General features: G+C 65.1%; 16 protein-coding genes and 1 pseudogene. 11 read left to right on the top strand and 6 right to left on the bottom strand.

What is annotated here, in order from left to right; genetic code table 11:
* The 6 genes from VN856_RS03440 to VN856_RS03415 all read left to right on the top strand — a co-directional run.
* The coding region (locus tag VN856_RS03440; RefSeq protein ID WP_325686156.1) for a WS/DGAT domain-containing protein at nucleotides 1-409 on the top strand (409 nt) is incomplete at its 5' end.
* Between the two features lie 48 nt (nucleotides 410-457).
* Nucleotides 458-1,330 carry a polyphosphate kinase 2 gene (gene ppk2 / locus VN856_RS03435; protein WP_325686154.1) on the top strand — a complete coding sequence of 291 codons (873 nt, stop codon included), beginning with the start codon at nucleotides 458-460 and terminating at the stop codon, nucleotides 1,328-1,330.
* Between the two features lie 24 nt (nucleotides 1,331-1,354).
* On the top strand, nucleotides 1,355-1,873 hold the full coding sequence (locus VN856_RS03430) for a DUF6912 family protein (protein WP_325686158.1): 519 nt from the start codon (nucleotides 1,355-1,357) through the stop codon (nucleotides 1,871-1,873).
* 88 nt (nucleotides 1,874-1,961) lie between these two features.
* Nucleotides 1,962-3,098, top strand: coding sequence for a ferredoxin reductase (locus VN856_RS03425; RefSeq protein ID WP_325686152.1), 1,137 nt, complete (start codon nucleotides 1,962-1,964; stop codon nucleotides 3,096-3,098).
* A gap of 82 nt (nucleotides 3,099-3,180) precedes the next feature.
* Complete coding sequence (locus VN856_RS03420; RefSeq protein WP_325686151.1) at nucleotides 3,181-4,479, top strand: fatty acid desaturase; 1,299 nt, start codon at nucleotides 3,181-3,183, stop codon at nucleotides 4,477-4,479.
* A gap of 10 nt (nucleotides 4,480-4,489) precedes the next feature.
* Nucleotides 4,490-5,011, top strand: a complete 522-nt coding sequence (locus VN856_RS03415; RefSeq protein ID WP_325686149.1) for a hypothetical protein — start codon at nucleotides 4,490-4,492, stop codon at nucleotides 5,009-5,011.
* Nucleotides 5,012-5,021: 10 nt separating this feature from the next.
* Here VN856_RS03415 and VN856_RS03410 read toward each other — a convergent pair whose 3' ends face one another.
* Nucleotides 5,022-6,032, bottom strand: a complete 1,011-nt coding sequence (locus VN856_RS03410) for an LLM class flavin-dependent oxidoreductase (RefSeq protein ID WP_325686147.1) — start codon at nucleotides 6,030-6,032, stop codon at nucleotides 5,022-5,024.
* Nucleotides 6,033-6,104: 72 nt separating this feature from the next.
* Between VN856_RS03410 and VN856_RS03405 the strand changes: the two genes are divergently transcribed.
* Nucleotides 6,105-6,596 (top strand): SRPBCC family protein, encoded by a 492-nt coding sequence (locus VN856_RS03405; RefSeq protein WP_325686145.1) that lies wholly within the window; start codon nucleotides 6,105-6,107, stop codon nucleotides 6,594-6,596.
* Between the two features lie 49 nt (nucleotides 6,597-6,645).
* Here VN856_RS03405 and VN856_RS03400 read toward each other — a convergent pair whose 3' ends face one another.
* The 3 genes from VN856_RS03400 to aroA form a co-directional block, all read right to left on the bottom strand.
* Nucleotides 6,646-7,314, bottom strand: a complete 669-nt coding sequence (locus VN856_RS03400; RefSeq protein WP_325686143.1) for a hypothetical protein — start codon at nucleotides 7,312-7,314, stop codon at nucleotides 6,646-6,648.
* Nucleotides 7,315-7,607: 293 nt separating this feature from the next.
* Nucleotides 7,608-8,588 (bottom strand): ribosome small subunit-dependent GTPase A, encoded by a 981-nt coding sequence (gene rsgA / locus VN856_RS03395; RefSeq protein ID WP_325686141.1) that lies wholly within the window; start codon nucleotides 8,586-8,588, stop codon nucleotides 7,608-7,610.
* Nucleotides 8,585-9,868: a 3-phosphoshikimate 1-carboxyvinyltransferase gene (gene aroA, locus VN856_RS03390; protein ID WP_325686139.1), complete on the bottom strand. Its 1,284-nt coding sequence runs from the start codon at nucleotides 9,866-9,868 to the stop codon at nucleotides 8,585-8,587. Before aroA ends, rsgA begins: the two co-directional genes overlap by 4 nt.
* 35 nt (nucleotides 9,869-9,903) lie before the next feature.
* Between aroA and VN856_RS03385 the strand changes: the two genes are divergently transcribed.
* The 3 genes from VN856_RS03385 (at nucleotide 9,904) to VN856_RS03375 (ending at nucleotide 13,292) form a co-directional block, all read left to right on the top strand.
* The gene (locus VN856_RS03385) at nucleotides 9,904-10,662 is read left to right on the top strand and encodes an SOS response-associated peptidase (RefSeq protein WP_325686137.1); all 759 of its coding nucleotides are present in this window, start codon (nucleotides 9,904-9,906) and stop codon (nucleotides 10,660-10,662) included.
* An 82-nt stretch (nucleotides 10,663-10,744) separates the two neighbouring features.
* Nucleotides 10,745-11,611, top strand: coding sequence for a 3-hydroxyacyl-CoA dehydrogenase family protein (locus VN856_RS03380; RefSeq protein ID WP_325686135.1), 867 nt, complete (start codon nucleotides 10,745-10,747; stop codon nucleotides 11,609-11,611).
* Nucleotides 11,612-11,660: 49 nt separating this feature from the next.
* On the top strand, nucleotides 11,661-13,292 hold the full coding sequence (locus tag VN856_RS03375) for an MFS transporter (protein WP_325686133.1): 1,632 nt from the start codon (nucleotides 11,661-11,663) through the stop codon (nucleotides 13,290-13,292).
* 10 nt (nucleotides 13,293-13,302) lie between these two features.
* Here VN856_RS03375 and VN856_RS03370 read toward each other — a convergent pair whose 3' ends face one another.
* Together VN856_RS03370 and VN856_RS03365 are read right to left on the bottom strand one after the other, a co-directional pair.
* Nucleotides 13,303-14,724: an NAD(P)/FAD-dependent oxidoreductase gene (locus tag VN856_RS03370; protein WP_325686131.1), complete on the bottom strand. Its 1,422-nt coding sequence runs from the start codon at nucleotides 14,722-14,724 to the stop codon at nucleotides 13,303-13,305.
* Nucleotides 14,721-16,526 carry a DUF3556 domain-containing protein gene (locus VN856_RS03365; protein WP_325686129.1) on the bottom strand — a complete coding sequence of 602 codons (1,806 nt, stop codon included), beginning with the start codon at nucleotides 16,524-16,526 and terminating at the stop codon, nucleotides 14,721-14,723. Before VN856_RS03365 ends, VN856_RS03370 begins: the two co-directional genes overlap by 4 nt.
* Before the next feature lie 141 nt (nucleotides 16,527-16,667).
* Here VN856_RS03365 and VN856_RS03360 point away from each other — a divergent pair.
* Nucleotides 16,668-17,377 (top strand): annotated as a pseudogene (locus VN856_RS03360) (PucR family transcriptional regulator); the annotation flags it as partial.

Raw genomic sequence — 17,377 nt, 5'->3', positions numbered from 1 at the left:
CAACGCGGTGGTGCGGCTGTCGCAGATCGCCCACGACACCGAATCCAATCCGACGGCGGCCAGCCTGGTCGATGCCCGCACCATCGTTACGCTGTCGGGTTTTGCGCCGCCGACCTTGCACGCCATGGGAATTCGAGTCGCCACCGGCCTGTCGCCGCGCTTGTTCAATTTGTTGATCACCAATGCGCCGGGCGCCCAGTCGCAAATGTATGTCGCCGGTGCGAAGTTGTTGGAGACCTATGCCGTACCGCCGCTGTTGAACAACCAGGTGCTGGCCATCGGGGTGACGTCTTACAACGGCATGTTGTATTTCGGCATCAACGCCGATCGGGACGCGATGAGCGACGTCGACATGCTACCGGCGTTACTGGCCGAATCGCTTGATGAACTGCTGGAAGCCGCGCAGTAGGACGCTCTTCGCCGAGCAGGAAACCTCCTTCGGGACTTAACATCGGCTATGAGCAAAGCTTCGGCTACCAACGGGTCGGCCAAAAATAAAAAGCAGGGTGACGCCAAGCCGCCAAAGGCCAAGATTCCGAACGACGTTTACGAAGCTGAATTGTTTAGGTTGCAAACGGAATTCGTGAAGCTGCAAGAGTGGGTGCGAGCTACCGGCGCACGTGTGGCGGTGGTTTTCGAAGGCCGTGACGGAGCCGGCAAGGGCGGAACGATCAAACGGATCACTGAATATCTCAGCCCCCGGATCGCCCGGATCGCCGCCTTGCCGGCACCGACCGATCGTGAACGTGGCCAGTGGTATTACCAGCGCTACATCGCGCATCTGCCCGCCAAGGGCGAGATCGTGCTCTTCGACCGGTCTTGGTACAACCGGGCCGGCGTGGAGAAAGTCATGGGATTCTGCACGCCGCAAGAGCATGAGCTGTTTTTGCAGCAGACACCGATCTTCGAGCAATTGCTGATCGACGACGGGATTCTCTTGCGGAAGTACTGGTTTTCGGTTTCCGAAGACGAGCAGTTGCGCCGATTCAAAGCGCGGCGCAGCGACCCGGTGCGGCAGTGGAAGTTGAGTCCGATGGACCTGGAGTCGTTGTACAAGTGGGAGGACTATTCACGGGCCCGCGACGAGATGATGGCCCGCACCGATATGCCTTACAGCCCATGGTATCTGGTGGAATCGGATATCAAGAAGCACGCGCGGCTCAATATGATTGCGCACCTGTTATCCACAATCGAGTATCGCGATGTCAAGAGACCCAAAGTAAAACTGCCCGATCGTACAATCAATAGCGGAAACTATCAGCGGCCGCCGCGCGAGTTGTCGACCTATGTGCCCGATCATGTGGCAACGTTGATCGGTGACACCGAGTAAGCGCGTTCCTGATTCAGATGGTTGCTGATGCGGATCTACATCCCGGTGACACTGCCGATGCTCCAACAGCTTGTCGCCGACGGCTCGCTACGGCCGGTCAGCGGCACCGCCTTCGCGGTGACCCCGAAACTGCGGGAGGCCTACGCCGAGGGCGACGAGGACGAACTGGGCGAAGTTGCGCTGCGTGAGGCCGCGCTGGCCTCGTTGCGGCTGCTGGCCGGCGCCGCCGAGGATTCCGGGCAATCCGGGGACGAGTTGCCGCCGCGACGCGCGGTGCTGGTGGCCGATGTCGGCGATGTCACATTGCGCCCCGATCTCGACGACGCCGTCGTGCGAATCGGTGCGCCGGTGACCACTGCCGAGGTCGTCGCCGCATTCGTCGACAACGCCGCCGCAGAAGCGCAGGTCAAGGCCGCGATCGAGGTTATCGATGAGGCCGATCTCGGCGATGAGGACGCCGAGCTGGCCGTTGGGGACGCACAGGATCACGACCTGGCTTGGTACGCGGTCCAGGAGCTGCCGTTCCTGCTCGAGCTGCTCTAACGGTGGCTACGGTGCCGTAGGTTACGGTACCGTAGGTTCTGTCCGAGCGAGAGCGAGGACTCTTCTCATGGAGAGGACAGCAGCCTCAATGGACAGAAAAATATCGCGACCCGCCGCCGACGTCATCGAGACCAGGCCCATTACGCTGGCCGGCGTGGAGACCCACCCCGGCTGGCATGCGTTGCGCACCCTTGCTCGACGCATCACCACGCCTCTGTTGCCCGATGACTATCTGCGCCTCGCCAACCCGTTGTGGTCGGCGCGGGAATTGCGGGGCCGCGTTCTCGAGGTGAGGCGCGAGACGCACGACTCCGCGACGCTGGTCATCAAGCCGGGCTGGGGTTTCAGCCTCGATTATCAGCCGGGCCAGTACATCGGCATCGGGCTGCTGATCGACGGCCGGTGGCGGTGGCGTTCGTACTCGTTGACGTCCAGTCCGCACCGAAGTGCCCGCACCGTGACCATCACCGTGAAAGCGATGCCGGAAGGGTTCCTGTCCGCTCATCTGGTGGACGGGGTGCAGCCGGGGACGATCGTGCGATTGGCCGCGCCACAGGGCAATTTCGTGCTGCCCGATCCGGCCCCGCCGGCCGTGTTGTTCGTAACCGCCGGCTCGGGCATCACGCCGGTGATGTCGATGCTGCGCACGCTGGTCCGACGCGATCAGATCACCGACGTGATCCATCTGCATTCCGCACCCACCGCCGCCGACGTGATGTTCGGTGCGGAGCTGGAGCGGCTAGTCCGCGACCATCCGGGATACCGGCTGCGGTTGCGCGCGACGCGTGATCAGGGGCGGCTGGATCTCTCCCAACTCGACGCCGAGGTACCGGATTGGCGCGACCGGCAGACCTGGGCGTGCGGGCCCGAAGCCATGCTCGACGCGGCCGAGCACGCGTGGTCGGCGGCCGGCATTCCCGATTGCCTGCACCTCGAGCGCTTCGCGGTGACGCGCGCGGCGCCGGCCGGAGAGGGCGGGACGGTCACGTTCGCCAAGAGTGGAAAAAGTACGTCGGCCGATGCGGCGACGTCCCTGATGGATGCCGGTGAGCAACTGGGCGTGCAGATGCCGTTCGGTTGCCGGATGGGTATCTGTCAGTCGTGCGTGGTTACTCTGGTGGAAGGCCACGTACGCGACCTCCGAAACGGCGCGGAGCATGAGCCGGGGACTCGCGTGCAAACTTGCATTTCCGCTGCGTCAGGCGATTGCACACTCGACGTTTAAGAGTTACCCGCTGGTAACCTACGGTTTCGTAGGTTACGATAGCGTAGGTCAAGAACTGGAGTCTGCTGGAAGGCAATAACCGATGGCGATCACCGACCTCGATGTCTTCGCACATCTGACGGACGCCGACATCGAAAACTTGGGCATCGAGCTGGATGCCATCCGCCGGGACGTCGAAGATTCCCGTGGCGCGCGCGATGCCCGCTACATCCACCGGACCATCGCCGCGCAGCGTGCACTGGAGGTCGCGGGTCGACTGTTGCTGGCCTTCAGTTCGCGCCGGTCGGCCTGGTGGGCGGGGACCGCGACCCTTGGGGTGGCCAAGATCGTCGAGAACATGGAGATCGGCCACAACGTCATGCACGGCCAGTGGGACTGGATGAACGACCCCGAGATCCACTCCTCGTCGTGGGAGTGGGACATGAGCGGGTCGTCCAAGCACTGGCGCTACACCCACAACTTCGTGCACCACAAATACACCAACATCCTCGGCATGGACGACGACGTCGGCTACGGCCTGCTGCGCGTGACCCGTGACCATCCCTGGAAGCGCTTCAACCTGTTCAATCTGGTTTACAACGCGTTGCTGGCGCTCGGCTTCGAATGGGGCGTCGGCCTCCAGCACGTGGAGATCGGCAGGATCGTCAAGAAGCGGATGGACAATGACGAAGCCCGCGAGCGCACAGAGGAGTTCTTGGCCAAGGCCGGTCGCCAGGTATTCAAGGACTACGTCGCATTCCCGGCGCTGACGTCGCTGTCACCCGGCGCGAGCTACACGTCGACGTTGAAGGCCAATGCTGTCGCCAACGTGATCCGCAACCTTTGGGCCAACGCGGTGATCTTCTGCGGCCATTTCCCCGACGGCGCGGAGAAATTCACCAAGACCGACATGGTCGGCGAGTCGAAGGGGCAGTGGTATCTGCGGCAGATGCTGGGCAGTGCCAACTTCAACGCCGGCCCGGCGATGCGGTTCATGAGCGGCAACCTGTGCCACCAGATCGAACACCACCTGTTCCCGGATCTGCCGAGCAACCGGTATGCCGAGATCTCTGTTCGGGTGCGCGAACTCTGTGACAAGTACGACTTGCCTTACACCACAGGGCCTTTCCTGGTGCAGTACGGCAAGACCTGGCGGACCATCGCCAAGCTGTCACTGCCGGACAAGTACCTGCGCGCCACCGCCGACAATGCACCGGAGACGCGCAGCGAGTCGATGTTCGCCGCGCTGGAGCCGGGTTTCGCCGGCGCCGATCCGGCGACCGGACGTCGCCGTGGTCTGAAGACCGCGATCGCCACCGTGCGGGCGTGGCGCCGCGACAAGCGGGCCAAGCGCAACGGCGGGAACGAGCAATCGGCCGGACGGGACGAGCTGGCAGCCTAGGCTTGGCGTGGTGGAGGTCGTTACAGCGCATCCGATCGTCGATGCCGTGCTGGATCGGCATCGCGATGCGTTAGGCGATGGCCTTTCTGCGTACCGCAACCACGTATACCGCTGCATCACTTATCACCAGCTGCTGCTTGGCTTTTCGATTCCCGATGTCGCAGCGCTGGCCTGGGCGACGCACGATCTGGGCATCTGGACCGCGGGCACCATGGACTACCTGAAACCGTCGGCCGACCTCGCGGCAGCGTACGCGGACGAATTCGGTGTCGCCGACATCGACCTGCTGCGCGCGTTGATCACCGAACACCACCGGCTTCGCCCAGTCGATGACCACGTCACCGAGACATTTCGCAAAGCCGACCTCGTCGACGTCAGCCATGGCCTGCTGCACAACCGAATCGGGCGATCAGCCGTCCGCGCCACCGTCGCGCAGTTGCCGTACAGCGGATTCCACGTGTTCCTCGCCAAGGGGTTGACCGGGTACGCGGTGCGTCACCCGCTGCGCCCGTTGCCGATGATGCGCTGGTAATCCGGCTTGGTCAGGCGGCCTGGGCGATGGCGACCAGCCGCTGCAACGTCGCCAATTGCTGGTCGTGGTCACCCTCGAGTTTCGCCAACAGCGTGGTGATGCCGGCCGCCCGGTAGCGGCTCACCCGTTCGGCGATAATGCCTTCTGTGCCAAGTAGATTCGTCAGCCCGCCCAGGTCCAGCGGCACCGAGCTGCGGGCCTCGTCGTGCTTGCCGGCCTGCCACAATTCGGCGACCGCGCTGACTTCGTCGCCGTAACCCAGCCGGGTGAAAGCATCGTTGTAGAAGTTCTGCCCGCCGACCCCCATCGCGCCGATCGTGAACGCGTATCCGTCGGCGTGCCGGCGTGCGGCCGCATCGGTGGAGGCCTGGTCGTCGTGGAACTCGACGGCGACGGGCGCGACCAGGTCCAGCTGATCAAGGGTGCGGCCGGCGCGCTGTGCGCCCTCGCGCAGCGGACCCAAAAATACCTCGGCGGCTTCGGGAATGAAGGCGTTGCCCAGCCAGCCGTCGGCCGCTTCGCCCGTCAGCCGCAGGTTCTGTGGACCCATGGACGCCACGTAGACCGGGACGTGAGCGGGCCGCACCATTGGCCGCAACGCGGTGCCGCGACTGTCCGGCAACGGCAACGGGTAGACCTCGCCGGCGTGCTCGAGCCGATCGCCGCGGCTGACTGTGCGGACGATCTCGATGGTCTCGCGGGTGGTCTGCACCGGCTTGCGAAAGCGCACGCCGTGCCAGCCCTCCATGACGCGTGGGCCCGACGTGCCGATCCCCAGGATGAAGCGACCCGCCGACAGCTCTTCGAGGCTCAGAGCCGACGTCGCCAGCAGCGCGGGGCTACGCGAACCCAGTTGCACGACAAACGTTCCGAGTCGCACCGACGACGTCTTGGCGGCCAGGTAGGCCAGGCCGGTCAGCGCGTCGTAGCCCCAGACCTCGGGGATCCACAGCGAGTCGACGCCGATCCGCTCGGCGGCTATCGCGAACTCGGTGGCGCCGGGCAGTCGGGGTTCGATCATGGCGCCGACCTTCATAGGTGGCATGCTACAGAGGCCGACATCGTCGCCGGCGGCCACTGAGAAGGGCGAACCATGCGCTATCGCGACCTACCCACAGTCGAAGCGACTCAACGGGTTCGATGTGACGTCCCAACGGCCTGGGCGCTGGTGACCGACATCAGCCTGCCGGTGCACTGCTCAACGGAACTTGAGGGCGTCGATTGGCTCGATGGCGCCACCGCGGTCGAAGTCGGCGCGCGCTTTCACGGCCGCAGCAAGCATGAGGCATTCGGGGAATGGTCGACGGTGTGCGAGGTCGTCGAAGTCGAGGACCAACGCCGTTGGGTCTACAACGTCGTCGGACCCGAGGGGACCAGTGCGACGTGGGCGTTCGAGGTTGAGCCGACTAGCGATGGCGTCCTGGTCCGGCAGTGGGGGCGGATGGGCCCGGGACCATCCGGGCTGACGCCGGCGATCGTGGCGATGCCCGACAAGGAAGCCAGGATCGTCTCCAACCGGCTGGCCGAGTGGCAGAAGAACATGCAGGCCAACCTGGAGTGGGTGCGATCGCAGGCCGAGGACTGAGGCTCAGCCCTCGCGCATCGCCTGGCGTGGCCTCGAAAAATCGGCGAGTTCAGAGTGACGGCATCAGTTCGAACAGGAAATTAGCGCCGGTTGCGCTTGAGGTGAGCCCTTCGCCGAAAGCTCCCGCGAAGTCGTAGCTGCCCGCCCCTGCCAAGGCCTCGCTGCTGTTGCCAATGACGCTGGCGATATCGCCTGTGACGTCGGCAGTGCTGGGCACGCTGCCGACGTCCGGTCCGGCATAAGCAAAATCATTGGTGCCGAAAGCGGAGGCATAGCTGTCGTCGCCTGCGACAACGACGGTGCCTGCGTTGGATTCGCCGCCGGCAATAACTCCGGTCCCGCTGCCGTCAGCAAAGCCAATATCGCCGTTGCCCGTGCCGGCGTCGGCAAAGCTGTCGGCGCCGATAGCGATGGCGGAGTCCTCGTTGCCGAGGCCAGAATAGGCTTGAGCGTCGGTTCCGTCGGCAAATGCGAAGTCGCCGGTGCCGCCCCCGGCGTCGGCGACGGCGTTACTTCCATAGGCGATCGCAATGTCATCTGCGCCCGAGTAGGCGGTCGCGGTGCCTTCCTGGAACAGAGTGGACCCGTCTATCGAGATGGCCACGTCCAGGCCGGATGTCGCTGGCGCGGGATCCGCGATCAGCGCCGACGGGTCGAAAGCCGCGGGGTCGACAGCGTTAGAGTCGGCAGCGGCGATGCCTGATGTGGCGGCCGCCACCGCTGCCCCGATGGCCAGTCCGACTGCCAGCAGCCCGAGTCGACGGTTAGCCTTCGCGTGGCTCATGAGAATTCCTTTCCCTGGGGCTTCTAGCGGTCTGACATCCGCCCTTATAAGAAGCCAAGTCTGATCTCAGGTTGGGCTCAGCATACCATAGATTACGTAAATATGAATTTTCCGTACTTCCGGAATCAAATTCCGGTTTTTAGAAACCCGACCCGCCCTACGTGGTAGCGGACATCGATTTACCTTGCGGTACGGCGTGCGCGGATCGGTCTCCGCGGTTTGCCGGCTCAGCCCTCGCGCATCGCCACAAGCAGTCGGCGTGCGGCCGCGACGCGGCGGGCGGCTGGGCCGGTCAGGGTGTCCAGCGCGCATTCGGGGTCGGCGGGTGGGCCCATGTGCCCGCAGCCGCGTGGGCAGTCTTTGATCGCGTCGGCCAGGTCGGAGAACGCCAGCATCACGTCGTCGGGCTTGATGTGGGCCAGTCCGAATGAGCGGATGCCGGGCGTGTCGATCACCCAGCTGTCGTGATCGAGCGGCAGCGCCACCGATTGCGTCGAGGTGTGCCGCCCCCGGCCGATGTCGGTCACTTCGCCGACCGCTCGATGTGCTTCGGGAACAAGGCGATTCACCAACGTCGACTTGCCGACACCGGAATGGCCCAGTAGCACTGTGATTTTGCCGGCAAGCAGGTGCCGCACCGCACCCAGCGGATCGTCACGACCCGCGATGATCACGGTGAGATCCAGGTCCGCGAACTGCTCGGCGAACGGCTCGGCGGGAGCGAGGTCGGTCTTGGTCAGGCACAGGATCGGGACCAGCCCGCCGGCGTAGGCCGCGATCAGTGTTCGGTCGACCAGCCCGGTGCGCGGCGGCGGATCGGCGAGCGCCACCACGATCAGCAGCTGATCGGCGTTGGCGACCACCACCCGCTCGGTCGGGTCGGTGTCATCGGCGGTGCGCCGCAACACCGTTCGCCGCTCACCACGACGGACGATGCGGGCCAACGTATCCGGGCGACCGGACAGGTCGCCGACCACGTCGACCTCGTCGCCGACGACGATCGGTGTGCGGCCCAGTTCCCGCGCCCGCATCGCAGTGACCCGTCGCTCGGCGTCGCCGTCGAGCGCACATCCCCAGCGGCCGCGGTCGACGCTGACCACCATCGCCGGCTTGGCGTCGGCATGCTCGGGTCGAGTTTTGGTCCGCGGACGGGAACCTTTCCCCGAGCGGATTTTGACGTCGGACTCGTCGTAGTCGCCCGGCCTCAACCGCTGGACTCCCGCAACATGTCGGTCCACATTCGAGGGAAATTCGGCAGCGTCTTGGCGGTGGTCTCGATGTCGTCGACCTCGACGCCGGCGACCCGCAATCCGACGATCGCCCCAGCCGTCGCCATCCGGTGATCGGCGTAGGACTGCCAGGTGCCCGGCCGCAGCGGCGTCGCGGTGATCTCCAACCCGTCGGCGGTTTCGCGGCAGTCGCCGCCCAGCCGGTTGATCTCGGTGCTCAGGGCGGCCAGCCGGTCGGTCTCGTGGCCGCGCAGGTGCGCGACGCCGGACAGCCTCGAGACAGAACCCGGGGTGGCCAGCGCCGCGAGCACTGCCACCGACGGCGTGAGCTCGCCGACGTCGCGCAGGTTGACGTCAAAACCCGGGTAGGACTGTGGCCCGCGGACTTCCAGGAACGAATCATCCTGTTTCACAACACAATTCAGTTGTCGCAGGATACTCAGGATGGCGTCGGCGGGTTGGATGCTGACCGCCGGCCAACCGGTGATACGAATTGTGCCCGCGCTGACCACCGCCGCGGCGATGAACGGGACGGCATTCGACAGGTCCGGCTCGATCTGCCAGTGCCGCGCCCCGACCGGGCCCGGTCGAACGTGCCAGCGGTTCGGGGCCGTGTCGTCGACCTCGACGCCGGCCTGGCGAAGCATGGCGACCGTCATCGCGATGTGTGGCGCCGACGGCAGCGCCTGACCGACGTGCTGCACCGTCAGGCCGTCGGTGAATGATGCTCCGGCCAGCAGCAGCCCGGAGACGAACTGCGACGACGCCGATGCGTCGATCTGCACGGCCCCGCCGGCGACCGATCCGGCACCGCGCACCTGGAACGGCAGGCCGTCGCCGTCCACGTCGACACCCAGCCCGCGCAGCGCATTCAACAGCGGCGCGATCGGGCGGACCCGGGCCTGCTCGTCGCCGTCGAACGTCACGGCAGCCAGGCCCAGCGCCGCCAGCGGCGGGACGAAACGCAACACCGTGCCAGCCAGGCCGCAGTCGATGCGGGCATCGGCCGGCGGGGCGATCGCTCCGCTGACCGCGAGATCGTCGGCCGGTCCGTCGACCCGCAGGCCCAGCGCCTCGAGCGCACCGATCATCAGGTCGGTGTCGCGGCTGCGTAGTGCGCCGCTGATGGTTGAGGCGCCGCCGGTGGCCGCGGCCAGCGCCGCGAGCACCAATGCCCGGTTGGTCTGGGATTTCGAGCCGGGCACCGTCACCGTCGCGTGTACCGGCCGCGCGGCAGTGGGGGCGGGCCAGGTATTCACGTGCTCCATCATTGCCTACACGGCACCATGGAGATATGTGCGGACGATTCGCGGTGACGACCGACCCGGCGGTGCTGGCCGAAAAGATCGAGGCGATCAACGAGGCGCGCGCGGCCGAGTCGACGGGACCGAACTACAACGTGGCGCCGACCACGACCATCACCACCGTGGTCCGCCGGCACGACGAACCCGACGACGAACCCACCAGGCGAGTCCGGTCCATGCGGTGGGGATTGATACCGCCGTGGGCCAAGGCAGGCTCCGACGGTGCGCCGGAGTCCAAGGGTCCGCTGCTGATCAACGCCAGGGCCGAGAAGGTCACCACCTCGCCGGCGTTTCGCGCGAGTGCCAAATCCAAACGCTGCCTGATCCCGATGGACGGCTATTACGAATGGCGTGCCAACGGCGATACCGACTCCGGCAAGAAGGCCCGCAAGACGCCGTTCTTCCTGCACCGCGCCGACGGCGAGATGCTGTTCATGGCGGGGCTGTGGTCGGTATGGAAGTCCGCGAAGGACGCGACGCCGCTGCTGAGTTGCACCATCATCACCACCGATGCCGTCGGCGGGCTCGCCGAGATCCACGACCGGATGCCGTTGATCGTGCCCGAGCGTGACTGGGATCGCTGGCTGGATCCCGACGCTCCGCCCGACCTCGACTTCCTGGCCGCCCCACCGAGCGTCGACGGCATCGAAATGCGGGAGATCTCAACGCTGGTCAACAGCATCCGCAACAACGGGCCAGAGCTGCTGGAGCCGGCCGAGCCGCAGCCCGAACAAGCCACGCTGCTCTAGTTGTCGGCCGCGAACAACGGTGCGCATAAGTTTGTCCGTCGGCGACGGTTCCGGGCGCGCATCGGGGACTTAGCATGCGTGTGTGAGTGCCTCGTATACATACACGTTCGATGACATCCGGAACCGTCCGGTCGCGGTGATCGGCGCGGGGACGCTGGGACGGCGTATTGCGCTGATGTTTGCAAGCCGTGGCGGACCCGTGCGCATCTACGCCCGCCGCGACGAGCAGCTGGGAGCCGCGAAACAGTATGTGGCCGAGACCCTTCCGAGAGTGATCGAGAATCGCGGCTTCGGCGAACCGGGCGTGGCGACTACCACGACATCGCTCGCCGAGGCGCTGGACGGCGCGTGGCTGGCGGTGGAGTCGGCCCCCGAAAAACTCGAGATCAAGATTCCGCTATGGGGCGAGATCGACCAACTGGCCCCGCCCGACACCATCTTCGCGACCAACTCCTCGTCGTACCCCTCGCGTCTGATGGCCGAGAAGGTGCGCGACAAGACGCGCCTGTGCAACACGCACTTCTACATGCCGCCGGAGGTCAATGCCCTAGACCTGATGTCGGACGGCGAGACCGACCGCGGCCTGCTCGACACCCTGCTGGCCGTGCTGCCCGAGTTCGGCGTCTACCCGTTCGAGGCGCGCAAAGAGTGCACCGGCTTCATCTTCAATCGGGTCTGGGCCGCGATCAAGCGCGAGTCGCTGGCGGTGGTCGCCGAGGGGGTGGCCCGTCCGGAGGACGTCGACGGGATGTACAAGCTCAACTTGGGCGCCCCGGCCGGCCCGTTTCAGTTGATGGATCTGGTCGGCCTCGACGTCGCTTTGGACATCGAAAACCATTACCTCGATGAGTTCCCGCAGCTACCCAAGGGGCCACGGGACTTATTGCAGTCCTACGTTGATGCCGGCAAGCTCGGCATCAAGACCGGCGAGGGGTTTTACACATACTGAAACACGTTGCCCCAGCGAGCCCGAACGGTGCGCCGATGGCGTAGCCCTCATGTCAGAATCATTTCTGATGGTGATCGAGGCTCAGGAGCAGGTGGACGGTGAGCGGCCGTCGGTATGGGCGCCGCTGCGCAATCGCGTGTACCGCAACCTATTTATCGCCTCGTTCACCTCCAACATCGGGACGTACATGCAGAGCGTTGCGGCCCAATGGTTTTTGGTCGAGAAGCACAGCCCTGACGTCATCGTCGCATTGGTCCAGACGGCGAGTCTTGGGCCGACACTGCTTTTCGGCTTGTTCGCCGGTGCGCTCGCCGATCTCTTCGACCGGCGGCGGTTACTGATATTTCTGCAGTCATACGCGGTGGTGGTTGCGCTGGCCCTGGCGGTGGTGACCTACCTCGGTCGCCTCACCCCGACGTCACTGTTGATGTTCACGGTGGCTATTGGCTGCGCTTCTGCACTCGCCGGACCCGACTGGCAGGCGATTCAGCCCGAGGTCGTGCCGCGTGAGCAGATACCGGCCGTTTCGATGTTGGGCAGCGTCTCGGGTAATGCTTCCCGTGCCATCGGACCGGCAATCGGTGGCGTTGTCGTCGCATTGGCCGGCCCCGCGGCGGTCTTTACGATCAACGCGCTGTCGTTCGCGGGAATCATCGTTGCGCTGCTCGTGTGGAAGCGACCCAAGCAACTCGCGCCAATCGAGCGAGAACACTTCGGCCAGGCGATCATCAGTGGACTGGCCTACGTGATCAACGGTCGAATTTTCCGCAGGATCCTGTTGCGCACCGCGCTTTTTCTGTTTCCCGCCTCGGCGCTGCTGGCCCTGCTGCCGGTGGCTGCCGCCCGCACCTGGCACCTGGGAGCCGATGGTTACGGTGTGGCGCTGGGGGCCATCGGTTTTGGCGCCCTACTCGGTGCCGTCGCAGCCGACTCGTTACGCCGGCGAGTGTCAGACAATGTGCTGCTCGCGGCGTCGGCCGCCGTGTACGGTCTTGCGCCGGTTGCGGTCGTCTGGCTGCCATTCGCTGCGGCGATCCCTGTCTTGATGTTGTCCGGGATTGCGTGGCTGATCACGTTGGCAACGTTGAACGCGGCGGCGCAGCTGACGTTGCCGCAATGGGTTCGGGCCCGGGCGTTGTCGGTGTATCTACTGGTCTCCACCGGAGCTCAGGCAATCGGCGCCTACGCCTGGGGTGCCGTTGCCACGCGGGCGGGACTTGACGTGGCGCTGCTGTTCTCGGGCGTGACGCTGGGCGTTGCTGCCCTCAGCGTTGTCGTGCTTCCGCTGCGGCCGAACACCGGGAAGCTGAACGTCGAAGTCTCCACTGCCTGGCCTGAACCTATGCTCATGTTCGAGCCACGTCCTAACGATGGACCGGTGTTGGTAGTCGTCCGCTACCTAGTGCCGGAGGAGAAGCAGAAAGACTTCGTCGAGGCGATGAGCAGGGTCAGGCGGTCACGGCTCAGAACGGGCGGCCACAGTTGGCGGCTTTATCACAGCGTTGAAAAGGCGGACTTGTTCCTCGAGAGGTTCACGGTGGTGTCCTGGAGCGAATTCGAGCGTCAACGCAGCGAGCGCTGGCTGGGGTATGACTCGGAAAACTTCACGGCGGCGGTCGAGTACACCGTCGACCACACCCGGACCGACGAGTACTACATCGCTAAGCGGGTGCACAGGTGAGGTCCCGGCGTTACTTACGCCGTGCCAGATAACCGAGCGCGACGCCGGCCGCATTGGCGCCGCACATGCCGTGCGCGCCCGGGCCGGGGGGAGTGGCCGCCGAGCAGATGTACATGCCGGGCACTCCGATGCTGTACGGCGACAACGTGGTTCGCGGTCCGAAGGTCAACTGACGGATGTCCTTGGAGCCAGTCATGATGTCGCCACCGACGTAGTTGGAGTTGTAGGAAGCGAATTCGGTGGTTGTCCGGACTGCTGTCCCGACGATCCGATCCCGGAAGCCGGGCGCGAACCGCTCGATCTGAGCGATGATCGCCTCGGTTGCGTCGCCCGAAAAGCCGTTGGGCACATGGGCGTAGCTCCACACTGGGTGAACGTTGCCGACGGAGCGTTGCGGGTCCGCCAGATATTGCTGCCCGACCAGCACGAAGGGCCGCTCGGGCATGCGTCCCGCGTGGATCTCCCGCTCGGTGGCGGCCAGTTCGCGATAGTTACCGACCACGTGCACCGTGCCCGCGCGATGCGCGTCAGGGTTCATCCAGGGCACGCCGCCCTCGACGGCGAAGTCGACCTTGAATGCACCCGGACCACGCCGGAACTTGGTGAAGGCACGCGAAACGCGCCGCGGAAGACGGTCGTCGAGGATACCGGCGACCGCGTCTGGCGCCAGATCGAACATCGTGACATCGGCTGCCGGCAGTTGTGACGCCTTCTCGATCCGGGCCCCTGTCTCGATCTTGCCGCCCAGGTCGGTCAGCAGCGCCACCATAGCGTTGGTGATCGACCGCGATCCGCCTTCGGCCACCACCCAGCCGTGCCGATGCCCGGCCGAGATGATGCCCATCCCGATCGCCGAGGTCATCGGGTAGTGCAGCGGCCGAAAGGCGTGCGCCGCAACGCCACCGAACAGGGCGCGACCCTCCGGGGTGCGGAACACTCTGGCGAACGTGGACGCGGGAAGCACGGTGGGAGCACCGAACCGGGCCAGCATCAGTGGGTGGTGCGGAATCCGCAGCAGCGGGCCCATGATGTCCTCGTTGAGCGCGTCGAATCGCGACGCCGAGTAGCCGAAAGCGAGTTGCCACCGCGAGCCGTCGCGGCCAAGGCCGGCCGCGGTCTGCTCGACCGAGCGGTGCAGCACGCCGGCGCTGCCGCCGTCGAGCGGGTGGACACAGTCGATATCCGGCCAGCGCCAGGTGAGGCCGTAGCGGTCCAGGTTGAATTTGCTGAGGAACGGCGAGCCGACGGCCATCGGGTGGATCGCCGAGCAATGGTCGTGCAGCAGGCCGGGAACGATGGCTTCGCTGCTGCGGGCGCCTCCGCCGACCTCGTCGGCCGCCTCTAGAACCGTGACCGAAACACCTTCGGCCGCAAGGGCTATGGCGGCAGCGAGCCCGTTGGGCCCGCCCCCCACCACGATGGCGGTACTCATGCCAGCGCTCCGTGACCGTGGTCCTGGTCCTTAAGGACAGCCGCGTTGCTGCTGCCGCTCAAGGACCATTCCACGCTGGTTGGGATCGGACCGTTGGGCAGCCAGGGCTGCTCGGCCACCGCATCGGCCACCTTCCAGGTGCCCCGCTCGATCACGCCGAGCGCGGCGTCGATCAACTGGTAGTGCTGCACACCGCTGCCGAAGGCCTCCGACTCCACCCAGGCGATGACGCACTCGCCCGGCTCAAAGCCGGCTTCGCGCTGCACGGCCTGGATCATCTCGGCGTCGTGCATGTGGCCGTCGCCGAAGTTGAACCCGATCAGGGAGTTGCAGACGAACTCGCCTTCGCGCACGGTCCGGGTATTGATGTCGGGAAGGTGCGTCAGCAGCAGCGAGAAGAGACCGCGGCCCTGGCTGTGCATGGTGCGCCATGCGATCGTCCGCTGTGCGGTGATCTCCGCCCAGTGCGGTTCGTAGCCGAACGCGATGAACTGTTCGACCTGGTTACGCGTCGGGCGGGTGACCCGGTCCAGCTTCACCTCGGCGCCCGGCGCGAACGTCCACACCGCCGATGCCCAGTTGCCGGCGTATTGCCGTAGTGAGGGCAGGAAGGAGACTTTGTCGGGTCGCAGGTTGCCCAGCACCGGGAAGAACAGCAGCGCAGCCGCGATGACGAGGGCCAGCCAAGCCGGAGTCATGTCCCACGGGGCGTAGCCATTCCAGTTCGGGAAGCCGATGAACAGGAAGATCGTGGTGTAGGCGAAGACCACGTTCCATTCCAGCGGCACCGCCAGCGGGAAGGTCGAGACGATGAACAGGTGGAACCCGACCATCAACAGCGCCGCCGCCAGCGTCAGCCACTTGTTGGTGGAGAAGAACAGGACCAGTGGGGCCGCGATCTCGACGGTGGTGCCGTTGACGTGTGCCATGAAGTCCGCCAGCCGCGACGGCAGCAGGTTGTTCGGGAAGTCGCGGTAGTGCGCCTTGCGCACAAACTTCGGCGCGAAGATCGTGTTGCTGACCATCGGCGGAATGACGTTGGAGAAGTGCTTGCCGAACTTCGAGAAGCCGGCGCCGACCCACACCAGCACGATCACCATCTTCAGGGCGATGATCATGTTCACGAACGGCAGCACGGTGAAGATGACCAGCACCGGCAGGTATTGCTCGCCGCGGGCGGCCAGGAAGATGGTCTTGTCGCGCAGGCCGATCAGCACCAGCAGCGCGATCGGGGCGACGATCAGAGTGGGGTTGACCAAGCCAGATGTGTTGTGCGGCAGTGCTTTTGACAGCGAGTCGCTGTGTATTCCCGGTGACAGCAATGCCGCGGCCAGGCTCACCAGCAGCGCCAGGTAAACCCCGACGTCGAACCAAGTGCGCCGGTCGCCGCCGGTGAACGGCACCCACTTCCACGGCCGCAGCCGGATCGTTCCGGTCCGGGCCCAGAACAGGATGCCGCCGGTCATCGGCTTGATCTTGCCGGCCAGCGGCCCCCATGAACCCGCGACGCCGATGGTCTCCAGCAGCACGGTCCACAGGATGACCTTCTGGTAGACGATCGGTTGGTTCCACCATTCGGCGACATGCCAGAAAGCGGGTAGGCCCGAGGTCGCGGTCGCTACCGTGATGCCTCCGATCGCGAACAACACCAACTTCGAGATGTACATGACGTGGACCATCCGCGGAGCGCCGAAGCCGTTCTCGGCCCATTCGACAGCGAGAATACGCATCCGCTCCATCAGCGGCTTTTTCAGGAAGGTGTCCGGATCGACGTCCGGAAGATAGGGCTTGATGAATCCCATGTGTCTGCGCTCCTTCTGACCTTCGTTGGTAAGAGTGCGTACAACGTTAGGTATGACCCGCGGCTATACACAGTGTCGAATCGACAAAGCCACGCGGCGCTGTTATCGCTGAAAGACAACCCAGCGTCTAACGTCAATACGGTGAAGAAATCGGGCCTCGACAACGGAGTCGGGGTAAGCAGTTATGTCGCCGAGGTCGGGAACCGATTGCACGGCCGCTCGGTCGCGCTGTCGTCGGAGCTCCGCCAAGCCCTCGAGGATCAGATCCCCGAACTGCGCGGCGACGCGGCGCTGGTGGAGTTACTCGGGACCAGCGTCGAAGGCAACGTCGACACGGTCTTGCACGCGTTGCGCTACGACATCGCTGTCGAGCGGGTCGAGGCGCCCACCGCGGCGCTGGAGTACGCCCGCCGGCTGGCACAGCGCGGGGTGCCGGTCAACGCGCTGGTTCGCGCCTATCGGCTCGGTCAGCGCCAAATAAATGAAGTCGTTTTCGCCGAATTGCGCGTCATGGATATCCCGGAAGCCATGCGCGTGGAAGTGATCGAGGCGATCACCGGCACGTTATTCGAGTACATCGACTGGATGTCGCAGCAAGTCGTCGGCGTCTACGAAGACGAGCGAGAGCGCTGGCTAGAGAACCAAAACAGTCTTCGTGGGCTGCGGGTGCGCGAGGTCCTGACCGCGAACAAAACCATCGATATGGATGCGGCAATCACGTCGATTCGTTACCCGCTTCGGTGGCACCATCTGGCGCTGGTGATGTGGTATCCGGACCCGGGCGCCGAAGGCGACGAGCTTGCCCGGCTGCAAAAATTTCTCCGCGAACTGGGCGAAGCGGCCGGCGCTGC

Source organism: Mycobacterium sp. (genome assembly GCF_035603715.1).
Classification (GTDB): Bacteria; Actinomycetota; Actinomycetes; order Mycobacteriales; family Mycobacteriaceae; genus Mycobacterium.
This window is presented reverse-complemented; position numbering and strand designations above follow the sequence as displayed.